This is a genomic window from Ensifer sp. Root142, assembly GCF_001426785.1.
GTDB classification, from domain to species: Bacteria; Pseudomonadota; Alphaproteobacteria; order Rhizobiales; family Rhizobiaceae; genus Ensifer; species Ensifer canadensis.
The window spans coordinates 254,130-275,503 of record NZ_LMFK01000023.1 but is presented as its reverse complement, the minus strand read 5'-3'; the positions used below and the strand labels follow the sequence as shown (position 1 = coordinate 275,503).

The following is a 21,374-nucleotide window of genomic DNA, read 5'->3' as shown; positions in this document are numbered from 1 at the left end:
GCGGAGGTGCTGAAGGCCATAGCAAGACCTCGGTCTTGTCGCCATCCCCAGTCATTCGAATCACCCGAATTCTGCCAGACTCTTGCCGATTGTGCGAACAAAAGGAGAATGGCCGCGCCGGATGCCTGCAAAATAAAGCCTCTGCGTCGGCGTTTGTTACCAACTGTTGCTTTGCTGTCGGGCCGATGGCAAGGCTTTGCCGCGAACCAGGGAGCCCTTCGTTGTCCGTGTCCACAGCTGATTTTTGCTTTCGCCGGCTTGCCGCCATTTTTCTGTCCGTCGGCCTTTTTGCAAGCTCGATCGTTTGCGCCGAGGCGCAGGTGCTTAAGCCCTACAAGGACGATCTGTTTTCATACGGCAAGGTGCTGGAGGAGAGCGAGGGCGGTGACTACCGCGTCGTCGACTATCAGGAACTGCGCGATATCAATGAACGCGACGAAATTCCGGAGCGGCGCGTCAAACGCGCCTTCGTCTCGTTGGGTGTCAAAGGCGAGCAGGTCAACGAGACGCTCGATGTTGGCGGGCGCTCGCTCGACGTGACGCGCGTCGGTCGGGAGCGCGGCGCAGCATTCACCGTGATTTTCATCCATGGACGCGGGGGAGACCGGCGCCTCGGCGCCAATGATTTCTCCTTCGGCGGCAACTTCAATCGCCTGAAGAACCTCGCTGTCGCCAATGGGGGCGTTTATTACGCGCCGAGCGTGCGGTCCTTCGATGCGGCCGGGGCCGCGGACGTTGCAGGCCTGGTCAAACTTGCCGCCGAGCGCTCCGGCGGGAGACCTGTCGTGCTGGCCTGTGCCTCCATGGGCAGTTTCATTTGCTGGGGTGTGTCTCGTGACGCGGGCGCTGTGGCAGCGCTTGGCGGCATGATGATCATGGGCGGCGCTGCCGATCCTGATTTTACCAAGAGCGCCGCCTACAAGGCGAAATTGCCGATGTTCTTCAGCCATGGCAGCCGAGATAGTGTCTATCCGGCAGCGAGCCAGAAGGCGCTGTACAGCGCGTTGAAAGGGCAGGGCTATCCGGCCCGCTTCGTGCTCTTTGAGACCGGATCGCATGGAACGCCGGTCCGTATGACCGATTGGCGCGACGCCTTGAACTGGATCGGCAGCCGCTGACGGACATCGCTCGCGGCTCGGCATTTGTTAACCAGAACGGCAATTTCCGGGTGTAGGCGCGCTGCTTATTTCCACCTTTGAAAGTGATCGGCGCGATTATCCCCGGCAGATATTGCTGGGGTAGATTTCATGAATGCGCATATCGAAACACGGCAAATTCCGTTGTGTGTCGACTTGGATGGCACCTTACTGGCTGCCGACACACTGTGGGAAGGTGCTGCGATCATCGTTTTGCGCAATCCGCTGATGCTCTTCCCGATGCTCATGTGGCTATCGCAGGGCAAGGCGCGTCTGAAACATGAGGTTGCCTTGCGCTCCGGACGAATGGCGGCGGACTGGCCGTATCGCCAGGCCGTCCTTGCTCGATTGGCCGCCGAAAAGGCCCAAGGACGCGACATCGTGCTGGTTACCGGTGCTGCACCTTCCGTCGCGCGAGAGGTCGAAGCGCATATCGGGCTCTTTTCTTCGATCATGCATTCGTCGGAGGCACTCAATCTGACCAGCAGCCGAAAGCGTGATGCGTTGGTGGAACGGTTCGGCGAAGGTGGCTTCGACTATATGGGCAACAGCCGCGACGACATCGCGGTCTTCGAGGCGTCGCGCCGGGCAATCGTCGTGGCACCCGATGCGGCGGCTGAGAAATGGCGTCGTAGTCACGATGCCGAGAAACTCGACACCGGCAAAGTGAGCATGCTTGCGCCGCTGAAGTCGATCCGCGTCCATCAGTGGGCGAAGAACGTGCTGATCGGCGTGCCGATGATCCTCAATCATGAGGTGCTGCATCTGGATGCGCTGGTGAGTGTTGCCATCGCATTCTTTGCGTTCAGCTTCCTGGCCTCCGCCGTCTACGTCATCAACGACCTCTCCGATCTGGCGAACGACCGGCGCCACGCGAAGAAGCGCAACCGGCCGCTTGCCAGCGGCCAGATGTCGGTGCCGACGGCATTGGTGCTGGTCGTCTGCCTGACCCTGGCCTCGGTTTCGCTGACCTTTCTCCTTCCGTGGAAGTTTGCTGGCGTGCTGGCGTTTTATGCCTGTGCTACGACGGCCTACACCTTTGTGCTCAAGCGCAAGCTTCTCGTCGACGTGTTCACGCTTGCCGGCCTCTACACGACCCGTATCGTTGCCGGTGCGGCGGCGACCGGAACGGAACTTTCCTTCTGGCTGGTGTCGTTCGCGATCTTCTTTTTCCTCAGCCTGGCTCTGGTGAAGCGCTACGTCGAACTGCATGAATTCGACAACAAGGACGGCGGTGCCGTTCCCGGGCGCGGCTATCTCGCGGTCGATTTCGAGATGGTCGGGCAGGCAGGCGTGGCCTCAGCCTTCACTTCCGCTCTGGTGCTTGCGCTTTACGTGCACAGCAAGGAACTGCAGGAAATGTACACGACGCCGTGGGCATTGTGGCCGCTTTGCCCGCTGGTGCTTTATATGCTCCTTCGGATCTGGATGCTGGCGCGCCGTGGCATGCTGCACGAGGATCCGGTGGTCTTCATCATGCGCGATTGGCGCAGCCAGCTGACCATGCTGATCGGGGCGTTACTTATTCTTTTCGGAGCCGTCGGGCCGCAATGAACACACAAGACTACGAAAGTTGGGGCCGGCTCGACCGTCGGCCACGACAGGGCATTTCACCCGACGACTACGAAGATCGCATCGGCAATATCGAGCCCGATGCCTTCCTGCCGTTCGGCAACGGCCGCAGCTACGGCGACAGCTGCCATAACGATCGCGGCATGCTGATCGACAACCGTCGACACGCGCGCATAATCGCCTTCGATCCGGGCACAGGGATGATGACCTGCGAAGCCGGCGTTACCCTTGGCGACGTTTTGGCCCGCGCCATTCCGCACCGCTTCTTTCTTCCCGTGACACCAGGTACGGCTTTTGTCACCGTTGGCGGCGCGCTTGCCAACGATGTCCACGGCAAGAACCACCATGCCCGCGGTACCTTCGGCAATCATGTGACTGGCTTTACGCTCCTGCGTTCCAATGGCGAGCACCTGGCCTGCACTCCGGCGGAGAACCAGGAGCTGTTTTCCGCCACGATCGGCGGAATGGGGCTCACCGGCTTGATCCTGACCGTCAGTCTTCGCCTCACCAAGGTGCCGTCGCCGCATGTGCAGCAGCACGCGATCCGCTTCGATAATCTCGACGAATACTTTGGTCTCGTCGATCGCGTCGACGAAGAACACGAATACTCAGTCGCCTGGATCGACCAGCTTGCAACGGGACGGCGTATGGGCCGTGGGGTTCTGCTGGCCGGCGACCATGCCGATGGCTCTTGCGAGCTTCCCGATATGCCGAAAGGCATGAAGCTCTCGGTGCCGTTTTCGCCACCGTTCAACCTGCTCAATTCAGCGACGCTCAAGGCCTTCAACGAATACTATTTCCGCAAGCAGAAACCGGGCGAGGCCGTGTCGACGGTGCCGTGGACTTCCTATTTCTATCCGCTCGACGCCATCGGCGCGTGGAACAGGCTGTACGGCCCCAAAGGTCTGTATCAGCACCAGAGCGTCTATCCCGCCGAGAATGCGCGGGAGATCACCGCGACGCTGATGGAGACCGCGCGCCGTGCCGGACACGCATCGTTCCTGACCGTCTTGAAGCGCTTCGGGGACGTCGCCTCCCGCGGGCTCCTATCGTTTCCGCGGCCTGGTTTTACTTTGACGCTCGACTTCGCCAATCAAGGTGAACGGACGGTTAAGCTGCTGGACAGGCTGGATGCAATCGTTGTCGAAGCCGGGGGCGCGATCAATCCTTACAAGGATGCGCGTATGAGCCCGCAAGTCTTTGAAAAATCTTTCACTTCCTGGAGGGAGCTTGAGGCTTTGCGCGATCCAGCGCTGACGTCGAACTTCTGGCGCCGCACGGCGCTGGCTTTGCCAAAGTGAGAATGCCGACAATTTTATTAAATTAAACACGCGAACTTCACTGAATATGCGTCTCTCGCGTGTAGGTACTTCCCCGGGACTGGGGGTAAAACTATGAAATATATTCCATTCATTCTCTTCACTGTGCTGACCAATGCGGCGGCACAGTTGATGCTGAAACAGGGCATGATGTCACTCGGGCCGATCTCGATGACGGCAGAGACGGCGATTGTTCGCCTGTTCCAGATCGTTTTCAATCCATGGGTCTTCGCGGGTCTCGCGACCTTTGTCATCTCGATGGCATCGCATCTCTATGTGCTGTCGAAGGTAGAGCTTTCCTTCGCCTATCCGTTCCTGAGCCTGGCCTATGTGGCGGTTGCGATCTTCGCCTACTTCGTCTTCCGCGAGGACCTCAATGCCTGGCGCATCGCCGGCATCGCGCTCATCTGCGTTGGAACGGTTCTGATCGCCCAGTCGGGCATGTCATCCCATGGCGACGAAAAGTCGATCGATACGGCTGGTGCAAGAACAGCAGATTTCGGGAGCAAGTCATGAAGCATATTATCTTTGGTGGCGACGGTTTCGTCGGCCGGCATCTGGCGCAGCGCCTCGTTCAGGATGGCGAGGAGGTCGTGGTCGCCGATATCGTCAAGTCCGATCTGCCGCACTACAACCGTGCCCGCTTCGTCCATTGCGATGTGACGCAGATGAGCGATGTGCTGAAGGTCGGTATCGGCCCTGACGACATGGTCTACAACATGGCGGCCAAGATGCTGTCACCGTTGCAGATCCGTTCGAAGCGCTGGGATTTCTTCTGGCCGGTCAACTACTACGGTGCCGAGAACATCATGAAGGCCATGGGCGCAGCCAATGCGTCGCGTCTCGTTCAGTTCACCACGGACATGATCTACGGCCACACGGTGCAGTCGCCGCAGACCGAGGACCATCCGGCAAAGCCGCTCGGCGAATACGGAAAATCGAAGTGGGCAACGGAGCAACTTGCCGCTCAATGGCGCAAGCAGGGCATGAACATCTCGATCTTCCGCCCACGCCTGATCATCGGACCCGGCCGCCTCGGTATCCTCGAAAAACTGTTCAAGCTGATCGACATGAACCTGCCGGTGCCGATGATCGGTTCGGGCAGGGTACCGTACCAGTTCATCTCGGTGTTCGACTGCGCCGAAGCGGCGCGGCTCGCCTGGAAGGGTGGCGTGCCCAACGAGGCCTACAACCTCGGCTCGGATAGTCCTCCTTCGGTGCGTGAGCTTCTCGGCAACCTGATCAAGCACGCCGATTCAAAGTCCTTCCTGCTGCCGACGCCTGGCTTCGCAGTGAAGCAGACACTGGCGCTGTTCGATCTGATCAACAAGCCGATCATGGATCCGGAGCAGTACCTGATTGCCGACGAACTTTGCGTCCGTGAAACGGGCAAGCTGAAGCATCAGCTCGGCTGGCGGCCGGAGTTCAACGATGGCGACATGCTGATTGCCGCCTATGACGAGTATCGGGCCAAGAAATCCGGCGCTGCCATGCAAAACGCCGCAGCCGTACCGGCCGAGTGAGGGGAATGACAATGCTGGATAGACCGAACCGCACAGGCGTCTCGGCGCCGTCGATCGAAGGCGGGGTCGCAAGGCCAAATCTGATCACGGTCGAGCAGGCGAAAGCCATGTCGATCGGGGACATCACGACCGCCTTCAAGGACCATCTCAACCCTGGTCAGCTTCACTTCATGAAGCTGCTCGGCTTTCACAAGGTGAAGATCGAAAGCGCCGAGGGCATGTACTACACCGATCAGAACGGTCGGAAGATTCTCGACTTCTTCGGCGGCTTCGGTTCGCTGGCCTTCGGCCACAACCATCCGCGTATTCTCGAAGCACGCCAGAAGTTCCAGGACGAGAAGCGCCACGAAATTGCGATCGCCTTCATGTCGCAATATGCATCGGCGCTCGCCAAGAACATTGCCGCCTGCTCGCCTGCTGATCTCGACATGGTCTTCCTCGGTTCCTCCGGTTCCGAGGCGATGGAGGCAGCCGTCAAGCTCGCCGAGCGCGCCGCCGGCCCGAAGCGTCCGAAGGTCGTCTACGCGGAAAATTCCTTCCATGGGAAAACCAAGGGCGTGCTTGCCATTACCGACGGCCAGCTTTACCGCGCCGAGTTTAGGGTTGCCGACAACACGGTCCGCGTTCCCTTCGCCGATATCCAAGCCGTCGAGAACGCCTTCAAGTCCGATCCCGAAATCGGCGTGATCGTGCTCGAGACGATCCAGGGCGGCGGTGGCATCATCCAGGCGCCGGCCGAGTACTGGCAGCAGCTGCGTGCGCTCTGCGATCGCTATGGCGTCCTGTGGGTCGCTGATGAAGTGCAGTGCGGTTATGGCCGTTCGGGTCGCTTCTATGCTTTCGAGCATTATGGCGTCATTCCTGACGTCACCGCGCTCGCCAAGTCGCTCGGTGCCGGCAAGGCGGCGGTTGGCGCAATGATCGCCCGCCGCGACGTCTACATGAAGGCTTATGGCACATCGAAGACGGCGATGATCCACGCCATGGCGACCTTCGGTGGCATGGGCGAAGCCTGCGTCACCGCGATCGAGGGCATCAATGTGCTCTACGACGATCATCTGATCGATCGCGCCGCTGACAGCGGCGACTATCTGCTTGAACGCCTGCAGGCGCTGAAGGAAAAATATCCGAAGATCATCAAGGACGTACGCGGCAAGGGACTGATGGTTGGCCTGGAGTTCCAGGATTTCAGCCAGACGTTGCCGATGGTTCTGCGTCCGGTCGTTTCCGTGTTGGATGACAAGCTGAAGGGCTCGCTCTCTGGCTTCATCGGTGCGTTGCTTCTGCGCGACTACGACGTGCTGGTTGCCTTTACCGAATACAATCGCAATGTCATCCGGCTCGAGCCGCCGCTGATCTGCGAGCGCGCGCACGTCGACCAGTTCATCGCGGCACTGGATGAGCTTCTTGGCCGCGGCATCGTGCATATCGTCAAGGATTTCCTCGGTAGCCAGATCGGCGGCTGAGCGGAAACCCAAAAATACCTCGAAGGGCAGGAGCTTAGTGCTTCTGCCCTTTTATGTTCATGTCGAATTCGACGACATTGGAATAGATCGGCGTGCCGACGTCCATGCCGTAGGGTGAGCGAAAGATGCTGCCGCGGATTATGAAGGAGATCGACCGGCTGTTCCAGTCCATCAGCTTGACGGAGAACCGTTCCTTCCGCGCTTTGCCGCGCGCCGTCAACGTGCCTTCGACGGCGGCCGTGTCCGGGCCGGTCTGCTTGACGCTGGTCGAGCGGAAGGTGACGGTGCGATAGGTCGCGCTGTCGAAGACCGCACTCGACTTCAGGAAATCTTCGACGCGGCTTTCTCCCGTCTCGACACTTTCCGGGTAGAGGGTGAACTCGACCGACGAACGGGCGATGTTATTGCCATCGATACGGAAATTGCCGGAGAACTTGCCGAAGTCGCCGATGATGCCGCCGCCACCGACTTGCGCAACGGAGAAATGCACACGTGACGCACCGGTGATGCCGTAGCTGCCGGCAGCGTCCGAGAGTTGCGGCGCACTGGCACTTGTGGCGCTTGGTCCGAACGTCGTGGCAAGCACGACGCCAAGTGCCAATGCTGTTGGCGTTGCCTTCGATTGCTGCTTGATCATGGTTCACTTCCTCTTGGCAATGACCTGACTGCCCTTGGTCTTTTCGACCTCGCCGCGCCGCAGCAGTCGCGTCGGCAGCATGCGAACCAGAACTTCGTCGCGGCGCACCATGTGATGGTAGAGCGCGGCCATCGCGTGGAGCGCGACAAGAGCCAGCGTCGCGTAGGCGAGGATTGCGTGGGTCGACGTCCAGAAGCTCTCGGCTGCTTCCGATTTCGCCATCGGCAGATGCGAGATGACGAACCAGTCGAAATAGAAGCTTGGAATGTTCAGCGTCGAGGTCGACGCAACCGCCCAACCGGCAAGGGGCACGGCTATGGTCAGGCCGATCAGGATTGCATGCGTGGTCCGGGCCGCGCGTCGTTCGAGCACGGAAAGGCCTGAAGGCGCCTGTGGTTGCCTATCGAGCACATGCCAGACGGCGCGTAGCGCGGCGAGGGCAAGCACGGTGAAGCCGAAGGATTTGTGCCATTGGTAGAGCGAGAACTGCAGGGCTGGATCCAGGGATAGCCTGCGCATGACAAAGCCGAGTGCCAGTAGGCCAAGGATCGACATGGCGATCAGCCAATGGAGGATGATCGTCACCCAGCCGAATGTAGACTTGCTGTTTTGCAGCATGGCACGCTCCTGCGGCATTCGGACGAAATATTCGCCTTCGTCACCCGGATAAGACCCGTTGGCCCCATCTTTTATTCTCCGACGATACCGTAAATTCGCAGGCCGATCCTGTTGATACAGTCGAAAGATATCTCATCTGCTCCGCGCAGGGCAGTCGACGGGCTGGTCTGATGGTTGCAGATCCAACGTATTGCGGAACATGAGACATGACGCAGAATAGCGCGACGACCGAGATGATCCCACTTGAAAACGTGGTGTTGAAACATGCCAACGCCGGCATCGCGCTGGGGGCGGAGCATCGGTTCGCAGAATCGCTCGAGCAATGCGGCGCAACTGGCGGACGCGAACTTCGAGGGGGAAGACCTCTATTATTGGGTCAAAGGCGGTTACGGTGCCGCGCTCCACGATGTCAGGCTTCACCGCGAGAGCATCGCTGTTTCGAAACTCGTTCGCGAATGGACGCTTTCACTGCGCCAGCCGCTCGGGTCGATGACCATCGCCCGCTCCTATCTGGCGCTCGGTGAGGCTGAGCATGCCTATCCCCATATCCAGGACGTCCAACGGCTGACGGGGGACGAGGTGTTCGACCTGTTCGACCGACAGCACGTGGCTGATATCCGCAAGGCACTTGCGGCAAAGGCGTAATACCAACCTGCGCTGATATTGACCGATTGCGCCGGAGCGATTTTGGTTTCCGGCAAGGAGATAACCGCAGCCGGACCGCGTGGTCCGGTGAGGATTGTCAACGCCATCAAGGGGCAAAAGTGCCCGGCCCTTCGGGCGGGCCGTCTGTCGCCCACTGGCAGCGTCGCAATCCTCGACCGATGCCAAGGCATCGCTCTCAGGTCCGCTCCTCGCCGGATGACCGCACACGGTCCCACGCAATAGGTCAATATCAGCGCAGGTTTGGTATAGGTCAGGATGCCCCGGTTATCTCCTGAAACGAGATGCCGAGATCGTCCGCGACGGCCTGCATCATCAGGCGGCGCACGGTTGTCGGCGATAGCAGCGGCATAGGCAGCACTGCCATGCTGGAAAGGCCAATTCCGAGACCGAGGATCCGCCAGGAGATCGTTTCTGCGAGCACGCCTGCACGGAATTCATCCGCCGCGACACCGTCCGCAATGATGCCGCAAAGCAGACGATGCCAGCCGGAAACGGCCCGGGCGTAAGCGCCGGCCAATTCTGGGTCGGCCTGGGCTGCCCGCCATGCCTCCGCCCAGAACCGCATACCGCTTTCCCGTGTATCGTCCGTGTGGTCACTGACGAAGAGCTTGAGCGCTGCCGTCGCACTGAGTGCAGGGCGCATCTCCACGAACTCGGCACGGGCCGCAGCCTCGTAATGCAGGAAGGCCGCACACTTGAGGTCGCTTGCCGTTTTGAAGTGATGGTGGATGATGCCGTTGGCCGCTCCCATTTCGGCTGCAACCCGACGTGTCGTCATCCCGTCGAAGCCGTCCTTCAGCATGACGGCGATGGCCGCCGCAATGATCGCCTCGCGCCGGGCGAGGCGGGTCATGTACACCATATTCAGTCTCCGGTTGTATGCGATTGACATAGCGCAGATTTGATCATATGTCCAATTTGAGCGTTGGCTCAAATCGTTGGCGGACGATCTAAAACCGCGGCCGGCCTTTTTGGCTTGGTCCTCGTTTTCATCCATTTGATTTTCAGGAGTCGCTTATGAGCGAACATGCATTGCCGTCTGATGCAGAAATTACCTTCCGCCGTATCTCCGCGCTTACCGTTTGCGAGGTCTGCGAGCTCAGCGAAACGCTGAGCGAAGGACAGCGCAATATGGTCGCCGACAACGGCACCTCGATTGCGGAAGCGCATTTCTCCGAGAATGCCTGGTTCCGCGCGATCTACGCCGAGGAGACGCTCGTCGGTTTCATCATGCTGCACCAGGGATCGGATTGGGACGACGGCATCGATTGCCCGGGCGTCTACCTCTGGCGCTTCATGATAGCCCGTCCATTTCAGGGCAAGGGCATCGGCAAGAAGGCGATCGAACTCGTCGTGCGCGACCTCAAGGCGCGTGGCATCCGCGAGCTCTACACCAGCTGCGGACTGGGTGAGGCGAGCCCAGAAGGTTTCTACAAGGGGTTGGGCTTTGTTCTGACAGGCGATAGCTACGGCGAAGAGCCGGAGGCCGTGCTCAAGTTTGCGGCCTGAAAGAGGCATCACTGGCGGCGCTCGGCGGGTTGCCGCTCAGAATATCTTATGAGAGAGACATGCAAAACGACCAACACGAGGCCAATCGGCTCTCAGAAACGGTGATCCGGCCTTACCGCGCGGAAGATCGTGACCGGCTGGTGGCCATCTGGCTGTCCGCCTCGCGCATCGGGCATCCCTTTCTCGGCGAAGAGCGGCTGGTCACCCAGCTGCAGATCGTCCGCGACACGTACCTGCCGATGGCCGACAATTGGGTCGCAGAGGTCGGTGGGCATCCGGCGGGCTTCATCGGGCTGATCGACAATTTTGTCGGCGGGTTGTTCGTCGATCCCGAAGTCCATGGCGCCGGCATCGGCCGCGGACTGATCGAACACGCCGCGACGCGGCTCGGTCATCTCGACGTCAGCGTCTACGCCGACAACGCGAGCGCGGTCGAATTCTATCACCGTCGCGGCTTTGTCGTCACGGGCCGACAGGAGAGGGATGATGAAGGATTGCCTTTTGCGGTGATCCACATGGCTCGCACCGTCGCCCGCATATAGATCCTTAATTCGGAATCGATCCAAGGACGATATTATTCAGCAGGTTGAAAGCGTTACAGCATCCTTTGCGCGTCATACTTAACGCGCGGCGCTGCAATGCGAGAGACCACCGGCCGGGCCGATCGTTTTGGTCCTTCCGGAATATTCAGCGACGGATGCTTTCCTTTGCCGGCTGCATTTGCTAGGCCGCTTGCCGAGAAAATGACCTGACCCGGAGGAAATTTCATGACGCCTGACATCCGCCCGCTCGTCGCCGGAAACTGGAAGATGAACGGAACGCGCGCATCGTTCGATCAGATCAAGGCGATGGCCGAAGGGGTCAAGGGCGATCTGTCGAGCAAGGTCGAGACGCTGATCTGCCCGCCCGCGACGTTACTCTATGTTGCGACCGCGCTTTGCGACGATAGCCCGCTGATGATCGGCGCCCAGGATTGCCATCAGAAGCAGTCCGGCGCACATACCGGCGAAGTTTCTGCCGAAATGATCGCCGATTGCTTCGGCACCCATGTGATCGTCGGCCATTCCGAGCGACGCACCGACCATGCCGAGCATGACGGGTTGGTGCGCGCCAAGACGGACGCCGCCCACGCCGCCGAACTGGTCGCCATCGTCTGCATTGGCGAAACCGGTGACGAGCGACAGGTGGGCAAGACGCTCGACGTGCTCAAGCGTCAGCTTGCCGAAAGCCTGCCCGACAGCGCCACGGCGGAAAACACTGTCATTGCCTATGAGCCGGTCTGGGCGATCGGTACGGGTCTGACGCCGACGACTGCCGACGTCGAAGAGGCGCATGCCTTCATGCGCCAGGAACTGGTGTCGCGGTTCGGTGGTGCCGGCGGCAAGATGCGCATTCTCTACGGCGGTTCGGTCAAGCCGTCCAATGCCCGCGAATTGATGGGCGTTGCCAACGTCGATGGCGCGCTGATCGGTGGTGCGAGCTTGAAAGCCGAAGACTTCCTCGCCATCTACCGGGCTTATGAAGATTTGACGGCCTGATTGTCCGGCACAGGCCGGGCAGGGGGTTGGAATAGCGGACGGCTTGGTATAAAGAAGCGCGAAAATTGCGCCCGGGAAGCCCCGAGTCCGCGCAAGATTTGATTCGTTTGCCCAAAGGGCAGGACTGGAAGCTGATGCAGACCGTACTACTCGTCATCTATCTCATGGTCGTCGTTGCCCTGATCGGCGTCGTTCTCATTCAGCGCTCCGAAGGTGGTGGCCTCGGCATCGGCGGTGGCTCGGGCTTCATGTCCGCACGCGGCACTGCCAATGCGCTGACCCGCACGACGGCGATCCTCGCGGCACTGTTCTTCGTTCTGGCCCTGGCGATGGGTATCCTCGCCCGTTACCAGCCGCAGGCGACCGACATCCTCGACCGTATTCCGGGCACCAGCTCGGGCGGCGGCGTCCTCGATTCGCTTGGCGGTGGCAACACTCAGGCTCCGGCCGGCGGCGCGACCCAGCAGCCTGCGACCGGCAACGGTGCAACAGCACCGGCTCCGGCGACCACAGGCGAGGCTCCGGCTAGCGGTGCCACGACAACGCAAACGCCTGCAGGCGGCGCCAACGGCAACACGGGATCGCAAGTTCCCAGCGGCCAATAAGGTCGCAATTTAAATGAACCCACCGGCGGATGGCACCATCCGCCGGTTTTATTTTGTGTGAAATCTGATTCCCTTCGAAGACGGAAAAATTCGGATAGGCGAATTTTTCGGTGGCGGAATCGTTTGTTAAAAGGTAACCGGTGACTCCCATGGCGCGATATGTATTCATCACTGGCGGCGTGGTTTCCTCCCTCGGAAAAGGCATAGCTGCGGCTGCTCTTGGAGCGTTGCTGCAGGCGCGTGGCTACCGGGTGAGACTGCGCAAGCTCGACCCCTACCTCAACGTTGATCCGGGCACCATGAGCCCGACCCAGCACGGCGAGGTGTTCGTCACCGACGACGGCGCCGAGACCGATCTGGATCTCGGCCACTATGAACGCTTCACGGGGCGTTCGGCGACGAAGACCGACAACATCACCACCGGCCGGATCTACAAGAACATCATCGACAAGGAACGTCGCGGCGACTATCTCGGCGCAACCGTTCAGGTGATCCCGCACGTTACTAACGAGATCAAGAACTTCGTTACCGAAGGCAACGATGACTATGATTTCGTGCTGTGCGAGATCGGCGGCACCGTCGGCGACATCGAAGCGATGCCGTTCATGGAGGCGATCCGCCAGCTCGGCAACGATCTGCCGCGCGGCACCGCCGTTTATGTCCACCTGACGCTGATGCCCTACATTCCGGCGGCTGGTGAACTGAAGACCAAGCCGACCCAGCATTCGGTCAAGGAACTGCAGGCGCTCGGCATTCATCCCGACATCCTGCTCGTCCGTGCCGATCGCGAAATTCCCGAGGCCGAACGTCGCAAGCTTTCGCTGTTCTGCAACGTCCGCCAGTCGGCGGTTATCCAGGCGCTCGATGTCGCTTCGATCTACGACGTGCCGATCGCCTACCACAAGGAAGGCCTCGACAACGAAGTGCTTGCCGCCTTCGGCATCGAGCCGGCACCGAAGCCGCGCATGGAAGCGTGGGAAGAAGTTGCCGATCGCATCCGTACGCCGGAAGGCGAAGTCACCATTGCGATCGTCGGCAAGTACACCGGCCTCAAGGACGCCTACAAGTCGCTGACCGAAGCGCTCTATCACGGCGGCATCGCCAACCGGGTCAAGGTCAAGCTCGAGTGGATCGAGTCGGAGGTCTTCGAAAAGGAAGATCCGGCGCCGTATCTCGAAAAGGTACACGGCATCCTGGTTCCCGGCGGCTTCGGCGAGCGTGGCTCCGAGGGCAAGATCAACGCGGCGCGTTTCGCCCGCGAACGCAAGGTGCCGTATTTCGGCATCTGCTTCGGCATGCAGATGGCAGTCGTCGAAGCGGCGCGCAACCTTGCCGGCATCGACAAGGCATCCTCGACCGAGTTCGGCCCGACCAAGGAGCCGGTCGTCGGCCTCATGACCGAATGGGTTAAGGGCAACGAACTTCAGAAGCGCTCGGCTTCCGGCGATCTCGGCGGAACCATGCGCCTTGGCGCCTATCGTGCGTCGCTGAAGACCGGCACGAAGATTGCCGACATCTACGGCACGGCCGATATTTCGGAGCGTCATCGCCACCGCTACGAGGTCAACGTCGATTACAAGCCGCAGCTTGAATCCTGCGGCCTGGTCTTCTCGGGCATGTCGCCTGATGGCATTCTGCCTGAGACCGTCGAGTACCCTGACCATCCGTGGTTCATCGGCGTGCAGTATCACCCGGAGCTGAAATCGCGCCCCCTTGATCCGCACCCGCTGTTTGCGAGCTTCGTCGAAGCGGCGCTGGAACAGTCGCGCTTCGTTTGATCCGTCAGCACGGTTCTGAAAATTGCGGCCGGTCCTACGTGACCGGCCGTTTTCGTTTTGGCTTCATATGCCGCATCGACACCGAAGCGCCCGGCGAGCAGGGTCGCCGGGTGCGATCTCGATCTCGCCGAAAAGAATGGTCTACCGCCGATCGGCGCTTGCAAGGTTGCGCCATTGCGGCACGCGCCAAATGGTGATGAGGCGCAGCAGCCATTCCAGCGGTCCATAGGCGAAGCGTTGCAGCCACCAGCGGCTAAGAACAAGCTGGGCGGCGTAGACGACAAGGGCCATCGATACGGTTTCGAGCGGCGAGATATGGCCGATCAAGCCGAAACCGTAGCCATGAAAGATAAGCGCGCAGATGAGCGACTGTAGCAGGTAGTTGGAAAGCGCGGTCCGGCCGGCCGGCGCCAACAGGTTGCGCAGCCACCGTCCAGCGGCACTATCGAGGAACAGCATCATCGCGCCGACATAGGCTCCCGTCAGAAACGGCGCGGTCAACAGCCCGACGGCAAGTCCGGTGATCGCCTGAGGCGAATCGGCCATTTGGACGATGGTATAGGCATAGATGACGGCGCCAGGCAGGCCGACGAAAAGGCCGAGGCGAACAAGCCAACGGAACAGGGCGCGGTTCTCCTGCGGCCGAGACAGGATCTGCCGACGTCCGGCAATCAGGCCGACAAGAAACATGGCCAGCGCCGATGGCGCCTGCAACAGGCCGAGGATGACCCAGACCGATGACAGTTCCGTCAGGTGCTGGCCGATGATGGATTGCCAATCGCCCCGAAAGGCCGCTTCCGTCGCTGCAGCCGCGGCGATGATGGCGTACCGCTCAAGGACTGGAGGCTCCAGGACGGCGGCGACGCCAAGGGCGAACCAGGCAAGCGCCGTACTGATCACCAGCAGGCGAGCGAGACGCCAGAGGCTGGCATCGCTTCGCGTGCGCAACATCATCAGGGCGATGCCAAGGACGGCGTAGGTCGTCAGGATGTCGCCATGAAACAAAAGCACCGCATGCGTCAGGCCAATCAGCCAGAGCCCCGCCTGCCGCCGCAAGAGTCGCGGCACGAAGGCGTCGCCTGCCTTTTCGGCGGAGCGCATCTGCAAGGTGAAGCTGTAGCCGAAGAGAAAGGAAAAGAGCAGGTAGAACTTCATTTCGAAGAACAGTGCGACAGCGAAGTGCACCGCGCGGTCTAGGCCGGTATCGAACGATGGGTCAGGCAATTCGAGGCCGTAAAATGCCGAAGCGAAGGCCATGATGTTGACGAGCAGAATGCCGAGCAGCGCGAAGCCGCGCAGCGCATCGACCCCGTCTATGCGGTCTTGGGTGGTCATGGTCATCTCCGTAACGGCAGGCGATGTGGCGGCCGGCCGGATCCATCTGATTCAAAACGCCTATCGCCGAACGGGCATGGTTGGGCGAACGGTCGACGTAGCTCCGCCAACCGGGGGGTCGGCAGTGGGTGGCGCAAAACGTTCAAGGGCGGCTCAGTGGCGTTATAATAAATAGAGTAATCTATCTAATAATAAGTTTCGAGGACGTCAAGGGGTTCGCCGAGCCGATGCAGGCGACGGCGTTCAACGGATTGAGGTTGGGGGGTGCGGTCCGCGGAGGCTAGTTTGCTGCGGCTTTGGCCTTCAGCCAGGCGGTCTGGCGTCGCGCGCGGCGCAATGCCGTAACGGCTGCCCCGACCGAGACGACAACAAGGGCGACGAGCAGTACTTCGCCATCGCCGAGCCACAACCCTTCAAAAGCCGAAACGACGGCCGCCAACGTGATCACCGCCATGCGGTGCTGTTTTGCCAACGGGCCGGAAAAGTCGCTCGGTGCGCCATTGGCACGGCCGAGTTCGCGGACATAGGCGGTGAGCACGGCGAAGGCGCCTGCGGCAAAGCCGAGCGCAGGCAGGCCGACGCCATAGCCGGCGCCGGCGAAAATGAAGAGGTCGGCGACCCGATCGGGAAATTCATTCCAGAACGGACCGTCCGGTTCACCCTTGCCGCCCTCGACGGCAACCATACCGTCAAATAGATTGCAGAGCAGACGCATCTGGCAGAACAGGGCCGCCGCGATGAAAAGCAGGGCGCGAAGTCCGTCCTGGGTCTCGCTGGTCAGCCAGAAAGCAACGCCTGCCAGAGCCGCGGCCGCCATGCTTGCCTGCGATATCTGGTTGGGCGTGATCGACATCGCGGCGAGGCGTCGGGCGATTGCCTGCGCCCAGCGGGTGTTTCGGCTGGCCAACGGCCTGCGGTCGCCGGTTTCTGTCATTGGTCAAGCTCCCCCGCGGCTGATCGAATAGTTGTAGAGCACTGCATAACTGCCCGATACCAGCAGCGGCACGGCAATGGTTTTGAGAATTTCCGGTGTTCCGGTTGCCGCGTGCACGGCGACGAGGATGCTTGTCGAAGCAAGGCAGGCGAGGAGCGGCGGCATCCAAAGCTGCGAAGTGCCGCGGAAACGAAGAGACAGCGCGTCGATGGCCGATTTCAGGCACAGTGTCAGCGCGGCTGAAAAGGCGCCCTGCACCAGGCCGGCTACGAGTGGTCGCGGCATTGGGTGGTGCCTGTTGGCAAACAGCGCCCATCCGCCCATTGCTATGAAAGCAAAAAGCACGTGGACGATGCTGCTGCGGGCAAAAGCGCGCAGGTGGCCGCTCATGTCAACGACCACCAGTATCGCGTCAGATGAAAGAAGATCGGTGCCGAGAATACGACCGAATCCAGCCGGTCGATCAAGCCGCCATGGCCTTCGATCAGGTGGCCCCAGTCCTTGACGCCGCGATCCCGCTTGATCGCCGACATCACCAGCCCGCCGAAGAAGCCCATCATCGTGATGATGAACGACATCACCCCGGCCTGGATCGGGGTAAACGGCGTGATCCACCAGAGCGAGGCGCCGAGCAGCGTCGCGCTGGCAACGCCGCCGACGAACCCCTCCACTGTCTTCGACGGCGAGAGCTTCGGCGCGATCTTGGTGCGCCCGAAGAGCTTGCCCCAGACATATTGCAGCACATCGCTCGATTGCACGACGATCACCAGGAAGGCGATCAACAACACGTTGCGCCCCCCGTAGCCGGGTATCTGCAGCGTCAGCAAGGCCGGTACGTGCGAGGCGCAAAACACGCAGATCATCAACGCCCATTGGACTTCGGAAATCCGCAGCAGGAAGTTTTGCGTATCGCCCCGCAGGACCGCAATGATCGGCATCAGCAGGAAGGCATAGACAGGAATGAAGATCGCGTAGATGCCGTATTCTTCGGCCCAGAGCAGATAATAGTTGATCGGTAAGGCCAGGAAAAAGGCAGCAGCGATCGCCCAATGGTCGGCGCGGCGCGTATTGATCAGCGTGATGAATTCACGTAGCGCCGCAAATGAGCAGAAGGCGAAAAGCAGCAGCACCCCGACACGTCCGGCGATGAAGGCGATGGCAATGAGGAACACCATTGCCCACCAGGCCTTGATGCGGGCGTTGAGGTTCTCGATCGCTCCATTGGAGCCGTCGGGCGAAAGCCTGCGCTGCAGTACGTAACCGACCGAAGAGGCGAACAGCAGGATGCCGCCGACGCCGAGCAGCAGGGTGACCATATCGGAAGTCGTGGTACTCATGCGTCGTTATCCGTCTGTGCCGGGGCGAGGGAAAGCAGTGCTGCTTGCGCCCTGGCGATGAAGTCTTCCTTGCTCTCGTCTGGTCCAACCTTCAACGGCTCGCCGAAGTTGATCGTGCAGATCAGCGGGATCGGAACGAACTCGCCCTTCGGCATCACGCGGTTGAGATTGTTGATCCAGACAGGGACAAGCGCCACGTCCGGCCGCTTGCGTGCGAGGTGATAGAGCCCGCTCTTGAATGGCAGCAGCTTGGCCTCGGTCTGGTTGCGCGTGCCTTCGGGAAACACGATCAGCGAGGCACCTTCGTCCAGAGCCGTCGCCATCTGTTCGACCGGGTCGCTTGTGCGCGCGGCGGGGTCGCGTTCGATCAGCACCGCATTGAAGACGTCGCGGCCGATGAACGATGTCAGCTTCGACTTCAGCCAGTATTCGGCGCTGGCAACCGGGCGGGCGCGGTCGCGCAGCCAAGGCGGCAGCACGGCCCAGATCAGGATGAAATCGCCATGGCTGGAGTGGTTGGCGAAATAGATGCTCTGTCTCGGCGGCAGGCCGGTTTCGTGCCAGAGTGCCCGGGCAGCTGTCAGTGCGCGGGCAAACATCATGATGGCGACCGAAGCGAGCTTGGCAATCAAATCGCGAATCATGCCGCCTCAACTCCATGTTGAAGGCATCCAGGTATCGAAGGTTGCCTTGCTCCGCGTATCCGGATGTGTCCCCCGCCGTGCAATGAAATGATCAAATGTTGCCCCTAAAAACGCGCAGGCCCATCGTAACCTCAGGCTGCATCGGCCGACTTTACGCGATTGCGTCCGCTTCACAAGCGGCCGAAGTCGCTCCTGGGATGATGACGTGTGGGCGCCGCAAATTCTTCGATCTCTGCACGTTTTTAGCTGACACGCTGAAAACGATGCGACGTCACACCGCAGTCTTTTACCGAAAGGCGGCTTCTACTGAACGTTGACCGCTTGCAGCGCAGCCGCCAATTTTCGAGTGTTGTAAGAGGAGCGTCGTTCAATGCGCCAGTTTCCTGATCGACAGGTTTGTGCCGACCTTTATCGCGACCTGCGCCATCAAACGCGATCTTAGTGTTTGACGCGAATGGCCCGACCTCGTTGTTCGGGCGCTGAACGCAGGTGTAACGAGAACAACCGCAGCGGCCGACGCGACGCTGCGGTTCCCAGTCCCTCGTGTCGCCGTGTTACGTCGTGTTACTGTTACGTACTCCCCAAAACACCGGTTTCAGCCTTTTCTGTTCTTCAGCTAAAGAAAGGGTCAGTACCTATGCGCTTCATAACTTTGTTGTTCGTGCCTTTGACGATCGCCCTGCTAGGGCTTTCGGGCTGTGCCACGACGTCCTCGAGCAATACGACCTACGCGCAGCCGCAAACATTCGCCCCCGGTCTCGGGGCTTCGAATACGGGCAACGCCACCGCGGCGCCGGGATACTATTGACGCTCGGGCAGTTCGGCACCTGGTGGCAACCATAAATCTGCGGCGGGCGGTGCCCGGCGCGGATGGATTCTGTTCTCTGCAGATGTTTGGGTCCAGACGGGCAATCGGTGCCATGGCCGCCAGTCGGCTTGCAATCGCCGGACAAAAGTTGCAAACAGCGGCAAACCATCAGGGAAACCGCCATGAGCCTCTCCAAGCGCACCACCCGCCCGCTCGATCATCTCGTGCTACCGGTGGACGCACTTGAACAGGCACGGCGTCGCCTCAATGATCTCGGTTTCACGGTGGCCGAGGATGCTCGCCATCCCTTCGGCACCGAAAACGCCTGCGTCTTCTTCTCCGACAACACTTATCTTGAGCCGCTTGCCGTCGCTTCGCGCGAAGAATGCGAAATGGCAGCCCTGGACGGCAACGCCTTCGTCGCCCGCGACCAGGCTTTCCGATTCCGTCAGGGGCCGGAAGGTCTGTCAGCGATCGTGCTCGGCACTGAAGACGCTGCGACGGATCATATGCGGTTTCGCGCCCGTGGCATCTCGGGCGGCGAGATGTTGGAGTTCTCGCGGCCCATGCGGCTGCCGGATGGCCGGGAAGGGCTTGGCTCCTTCCGGCTGGCCTTTGCCGCCGACCTGCGCTCGCCGGATTTCTTCCTGTTCAGCTGTCAGCGGGTGCGCGCGCTTCCAATCGATCGTGGCGCGCTCGAGCGGCACGACAACAGCGTGCTCGGCATTTCCGAGGTCGTGCTTTCGGAGACGAACCCGACCGATTTCCAGTACCTGCTGCAAGAGGCGGTCGATGAGCGCGAAGTCGCGGCTCACTCCTTCGGCATGGATATCGAGACGACGAACGCCAAGATCTCTGTGCTGAGCGCCGCCGGCATGGAGGCTTTCTTCGGCCGTTCGGTCCGCAGCGCCGAGCGCGGCTTGCGCGGCCGGGCCGTGATCTTCCGCGTCGCGGACCTCGAAGTGACGCGTGCGCTCTTCGCGCGCAACGATATCGAATTTTCAGAAATGGGCGGACGCCTCATTGTCCCCGAAATGCCGGGGCAAGGGGTGATCTTCGCGTTTGGAGCTTGATGATGGAAACGAATGCCAGAGTAGTCGTCGGTGAAGGTGCCAAGCAGGTCGCCTTCTCGCAGAGGGAGCGCCTGTCGCTGATCGCCGGCCCCTGCCAGATGGAAAGCCGCGAGCACGCCTTCATGATGGCGGGAAAGCTTGCCGAACTATGCAAGTCGCTGGATATCGGCCTGGTCTACAAATCGTCCTTCGACAAGGCCAACCGTACATCGCTTTCTGGCAAGCGCGGCATCGGCCTCGACACGGCGATGGAAATCTTTGCCGATCTCAAGAAGGAGTTCGGTTTCCCGGTCCTGACCGATGTGCACACCGAGGAGCAGTGCGCCGTCGTCGCCGAGACCGTCGACATCCTGCAGATCCCGGCCTTCCTGTCGCGCCAGACCGACCTTCTGGTGGCAGCTGCCAAGACTGGCCGCACCATCAACGTCAAGAAGGGCCAGTTCCTGGCGCCTTGGGACATGAAGAACGTGCTCGCCAAATTCACCGAAAGCGGCAATCCCAACATTCTTCTGTGCGAGCGTGGCGCGTCCTTCGGCTACAACACGCTGGTTTCCGATATGCGCTCGCTGCCGATCATGGCCTCGCTCGGCGCGCCCGTCGTCTTTGACGCCACCCACTCGGTGCAGCAGCCGGGCGGGCAGGGCGGTTCGACCGGCGGTCAACGCGAGTTCGTTGAAACGCTGTCGCGTGCAGCCGTCGCTGTCGGCATCGCCGGCCTGTTCGTCGAAACCCACGAGGAACCGGACAACGCTCCTTCCGATGGCCCCAACATGGTGCATCTGAAGGACATGCCGCGGCTGCTCGAAAAGCTGCTGGCCTTCGACGCCGTCGCAAAGGGCTGAGACAGGCTCGTGAAATTTTCATGAACCCCGGTGG

Annotated in this window: 22 protein-coding genes; 14 read left to right on the top strand and 8 right to left on the bottom strand. The window is 60.7% G+C overall.

Features of this window, described 5'->3' with window-relative positions; translation table 11 throughout:
- The first annotated feature begins 185 nt into the window (after nt 1-185).
- The 6 genes from ASD52_RS22360 to ASD52_RS22335 all read left to right on the top strand — a co-directional run bounded on the left by ASD52_RS22360 (nt 186) and on the right by ASD52_RS22335 (nt 7,016).
- Complete coding sequence (locus tag ASD52_RS22360) at nt 186-1,118, top strand: phospholipase (RefSeq protein WP_051509160.1); 933 nt, start codon at nt 186-188, stop codon at nt 1,116-1,118.
- 129 nt (nt 1,119-1,247) lie between these two features.
- Nucleotides 1,248-2,690 carry a UbiA family prenyltransferase gene (locus ASD52_RS22355; RefSeq protein WP_025426742.1) on the top strand — a complete coding sequence of 481 codons (1,443 nt, stop codon included), beginning with the start codon at nt 1,248-1,250 and terminating at the stop codon, nt 2,688-2,690.
- Nucleotides 2,687-4,009, top strand: coding sequence for an FAD-binding oxidoreductase (locus ASD52_RS22350; RefSeq protein WP_025426743.1), 1,323 nt, complete (start codon nt 2,687-2,689; stop codon nt 4,007-4,009). Before ASD52_RS22355 ends, ASD52_RS22350 begins: the two co-directional genes overlap by 4 nt.
- A 93-nt stretch (nt 4,010-4,102) precedes the next feature.
- Nucleotides 4,103-4,543 (top strand): transporter, encoded by a 441-nt coding sequence (locus ASD52_RS22345; RefSeq protein WP_025426744.1) that lies wholly within the window; start codon nt 4,103-4,105, stop codon nt 4,541-4,543.
- Entirely contained in the window at nt 4,540-5,550 is a 1,011-nt protein-coding gene (locus tag ASD52_RS22340; protein WP_025426745.1) for an NAD(P)-dependent oxidoreductase, read from the top strand. The genes ASD52_RS22345 and ASD52_RS22340 overlap by 4 nt, the downstream gene beginning before the upstream one ends.
- A 5-nt stretch (nt 5,551-5,555) precedes the next feature.
- The gene (locus ASD52_RS22335; RefSeq protein ID WP_025426746.1) at nt 5,556-7,016 is read left to right on the top strand and encodes an aspartate aminotransferase family protein; all 1,461 of its coding nucleotides are present in this window, start codon (nt 5,556-5,558) and stop codon (nt 7,014-7,016) included.
- Between the two features lie 34 nt (nt 7,017-7,050).
- On the opposite strand, the gene ASD52_RS22330 is transcribed toward ASD52_RS22335, so the two are convergent.
- Together ASD52_RS22330 and ASD52_RS22325 are read right to left on the bottom strand one after the other, a co-directional pair.
- Nucleotides 7,051-7,653, bottom strand: a complete 603-nt coding sequence (locus tag ASD52_RS22330) for a YceI family protein (RefSeq protein ID WP_025426747.1) — start codon at nt 7,651-7,653, stop codon at nt 7,051-7,053.
- A 3-nt stretch (nt 7,654-7,656) separates the two neighbouring features.
- Complete coding sequence (locus tag ASD52_RS22325) at nt 7,657-8,271, bottom strand: cytochrome b (protein WP_025426748.1); 615 nt, start codon at nt 8,269-8,271, stop codon at nt 7,657-7,659.
- A gap of 264 nt (nt 8,272-8,535) precedes the next feature.
- On the opposite strand from ASD52_RS22325, the gene ASD52_RS22320 reads away from it, so the two are divergent.
- Nucleotides 8,536-8,916, top strand: a complete 381-nt coding sequence (locus ASD52_RS22320; RefSeq protein WP_025426749.1) for a hypothetical protein — start codon at nt 8,536-8,538, stop codon at nt 8,914-8,916.
- 271 nt (nt 8,917-9,187) lie between these two features.
- On the opposite strand, the gene ASD52_RS22315 is transcribed toward ASD52_RS22320, so the two are convergent.
- The gene (locus tag ASD52_RS22315; RefSeq protein ID WP_025426750.1) at nt 9,188-9,799 is read right to left on the bottom strand and encodes a TetR family transcriptional regulator C-terminal domain-containing protein; all 612 of its coding nucleotides are present in this window, start codon (nt 9,797-9,799) and stop codon (nt 9,188-9,190) included.
- A 155-nt stretch (nt 9,800-9,954) separates the two neighbouring features.
- Between ASD52_RS22315 and ASD52_RS22310 the strand changes: the two genes are divergently transcribed.
- From ASD52_RS22310 to ASD52_RS22290, 5 genes are all read left to right on the top strand, one after another.
- Entirely contained in the window at nt 9,955-10,446 is a 492-nt protein-coding gene (locus ASD52_RS22310; protein WP_057214222.1) for a GNAT family N-acetyltransferase, read from the top strand.
- 59 nt (nt 10,447-10,505) lie between these two features.
- On the top strand, nt 10,506-10,988 hold the full coding sequence (locus ASD52_RS22305; RefSeq protein WP_025426752.1) for a GNAT family N-acetyltransferase: 483 nt from the start codon (nt 10,506-10,508) through the stop codon (nt 10,986-10,988).
- A gap of 225 nt (nt 10,989-11,213) precedes the next feature.
- Nucleotides 11,214-11,984, top strand: coding sequence for a triose-phosphate isomerase (tpiA, locus tag ASD52_RS22300; RefSeq protein ID WP_025426753.1), 771 nt, complete (start codon nt 11,214-11,216; stop codon nt 11,982-11,984).
- Nucleotides 11,985-12,118: 134 nt separating this feature from the next.
- Complete coding sequence (gene secG / locus ASD52_RS22295; RefSeq protein ID WP_025426754.1) at nt 12,119-12,589, top strand: preprotein translocase subunit SecG; 471 nt, start codon at nt 12,119-12,121, stop codon at nt 12,587-12,589.
- Nucleotides 12,590-12,738: 149 nt separating this feature from the next.
- Nucleotides 12,739-14,367 carry a CTP synthase gene (locus tag ASD52_RS22290; RefSeq protein ID WP_025426755.1) on the top strand — a complete coding sequence of 543 codons (1,629 nt, stop codon included), beginning with the start codon at nt 12,739-12,741 and terminating at the stop codon, nt 14,365-14,367.
- Between the two features lie 141 nt (nt 14,368-14,508).
- On the opposite strand, the gene ASD52_RS22285 is transcribed toward ASD52_RS22290, so the two are convergent.
- The 5 genes from ASD52_RS22285 to ASD52_RS22265 form a co-directional block, all read right to left on the bottom strand.
- The gene (locus ASD52_RS22285) at nt 14,509-15,702 is read right to left on the bottom strand and encodes a DUF418 domain-containing protein (RefSeq protein ID WP_063991860.1); all 1,194 of its coding nucleotides are present in this window, start codon (nt 15,700-15,702) and stop codon (nt 14,509-14,511) included.
- Between the two features lie 280 nt (nt 15,703-15,982).
- Entirely contained in the window at nt 15,983-16,636 is a 654-nt protein-coding gene (locus ASD52_RS22280; RefSeq protein WP_025426757.1) for a CDP-alcohol phosphatidyltransferase family protein, read from the bottom strand.
- Between the two features lie 3 nt (nt 16,637-16,639).
- A complete protein-coding gene (locus tag ASD52_RS22275; RefSeq protein WP_057225495.1) occupies nt 16,640-17,026 on the bottom strand; it encodes a hypothetical protein in 387 nt (128 codons plus the stop codon).
- Nucleotides 17,023-17,973, bottom strand: coding sequence for a phosphatidate cytidylyltransferase (locus tag ASD52_RS22270; RefSeq protein WP_025426759.1), 951 nt, complete (start codon nt 17,971-17,973; stop codon nt 17,023-17,025). Before ASD52_RS22270 ends, ASD52_RS22275 begins: the two co-directional genes overlap by 4 nt.
- Entirely contained in the window at nt 17,970-18,614 is a 645-nt protein-coding gene (locus ASD52_RS22265; RefSeq protein WP_025426760.1) for a lysophospholipid acyltransferase family protein, read from the bottom strand. The genes ASD52_RS22270 and ASD52_RS22265 overlap by 4 nt, the downstream gene beginning before the upstream one ends.
- Before the next feature lie 993 nt (nt 18,615-19,607).
- On the opposite strand from ASD52_RS22265, the gene ASD52_RS22260 reads away from it, so the two are divergent.
- Nucleotides 19,608-20,498: a VOC family protein gene (locus ASD52_RS22260; RefSeq protein ID WP_025426761.1), complete on the top strand. Its 891-nt coding sequence runs from the start codon at nt 19,608-19,610 to the stop codon at nt 20,496-20,498.
- Complete coding sequence (kdsA, locus tag ASD52_RS22255; protein WP_025426762.1) at nt 20,498-21,340, top strand: 3-deoxy-8-phosphooctulonate synthase; 843 nt, start codon at nt 20,498-20,500, stop codon at nt 21,338-21,340. Before ASD52_RS22260 ends, kdsA begins: the two co-directional genes overlap by 1 nt.
- Nucleotides 21,341-21,374: the final 34 nt, after the last annotated feature.

Coding starts and splice junctions, on each gene's coding strand:
- ASD52_RS22270 (WP_025426759.1), bottom strand. CDS start 17,973: ATGAGTACCACGACTTCCGATATGGTCACCCTGCTGCTCGGCGTCGGC.
- tpiA (WP_025426753.1), top strand. CDS start 11,214: ATGACGCCTGACATCCGCCCGCTCGTCGCCGGAAACTGGAAGATGAAC.
- ASD52_RS22305 (WP_025426752.1), top strand. CDS start 10,506: ATGCAAAACGACCAACACGAGGCCAATCGGCTCTCAGAAACGGTGATC.
- ASD52_RS22355 (WP_025426742.1), top strand. CDS start 1,248: ATGAATGCGCATATCGAAACACGGCAAATTCCGTTGTGTGTCGACTTG.
- ASD52_RS22310 (WP_057214222.1), top strand. CDS start 9,955: ATGAGCGAACATGCATTGCCGTCTGATGCAGAAATTACCTTCCGCCGT.
- kdsA (WP_025426762.1), top strand. CDS start 20,498: ATGATGGAAACGAATGCCAGAGTAGTCGTCGGTGAAGGTGCCAAGCAG.
- ASD52_RS22350 (WP_025426743.1), top strand. CDS start 2,687: ATGAACACACAAGACTACGAAAGTTGGGGCCGGCTCGACCGTCGGCCA.
- ASD52_RS22360 (WP_051509160.1), top strand. CDS start 186: ATGGCAAGGCTTTGCCGCGAACCAGGGAGCCCTTCGTTGTCCGTGTCC.
- ASD52_RS22290 (WP_025426755.1), top strand. CDS start 12,739: ATGGCGCGATATGTATTCATCACTGGCGGCGTGGTTTCCTCCCTCGGA.
- ASD52_RS22335 (WP_025426746.1), top strand. CDS start 5,556: ATGACAATGCTGGATAGACCGAACCGCACAGGCGTCTCGGCGCCGTCG.
- ASD52_RS22260 (WP_025426761.1), top strand. CDS start 19,608: ATGAGCCTCTCCAAGCGCACCACCCGCCCGCTCGATCATCTCGTGCTA.
- ASD52_RS22340 (WP_025426745.1), top strand. CDS start 4,540: ATGAAGCATATTATCTTTGGTGGCGACGGTTTCGTCGGCCGGCATCTG.
- ASD52_RS22275 (WP_057225495.1), bottom strand. CDS start 17,026: ATGAGCGGCCACCTGCGCGCTTTTGCCCGCAGCAGCATCGTCCACGTG.
- ASD52_RS22315 (WP_025426750.1), bottom strand. CDS start 9,799: ATGGTGTACATGACCCGCCTCGCCCGGCGCGAGGCGATCATTGCGGCG.
- ASD52_RS22280 (WP_025426757.1), bottom strand. CDS start 16,636: ATGACAGAAACCGGCGACCGCAGGCCGTTGGCCAGCCGAAACACCCGC.
- ASD52_RS22325 (WP_025426748.1), bottom strand. CDS start 8,271: ATGCTGCAAAACAGCAAGTCTACATTCGGCTGGGTGACGATCATCCTC.
- ASD52_RS22285 (WP_063991860.1), bottom strand. CDS start 15,702: ATGACCACCCAAGACCGCATAGACGGGGTCGATGCGCTGCGCGGCTTC.
- ASD52_RS22320 (WP_025426749.1), top strand. CDS start 8,536: ATGCCAACGCCGGCATCGCGCTGGGGGCGGAGCATCGGTTCGCAGAAT.
- ASD52_RS22330 (WP_025426747.1), bottom strand. CDS start 7,653: ATGATCAAGCAGCAATCGAAGGCAACGCCAACAGCATTGGCACTTGGC.
- secG (WP_025426754.1), top strand. CDS start 12,119: ATGCAGACCGTACTACTCGTCATCTATCTCATGGTCGTCGTTGCCCTG.
- ASD52_RS22345 (WP_025426744.1), top strand. CDS start 4,103: ATGAAATATATTCCATTCATTCTCTTCACTGTGCTGACCAATGCGGCG.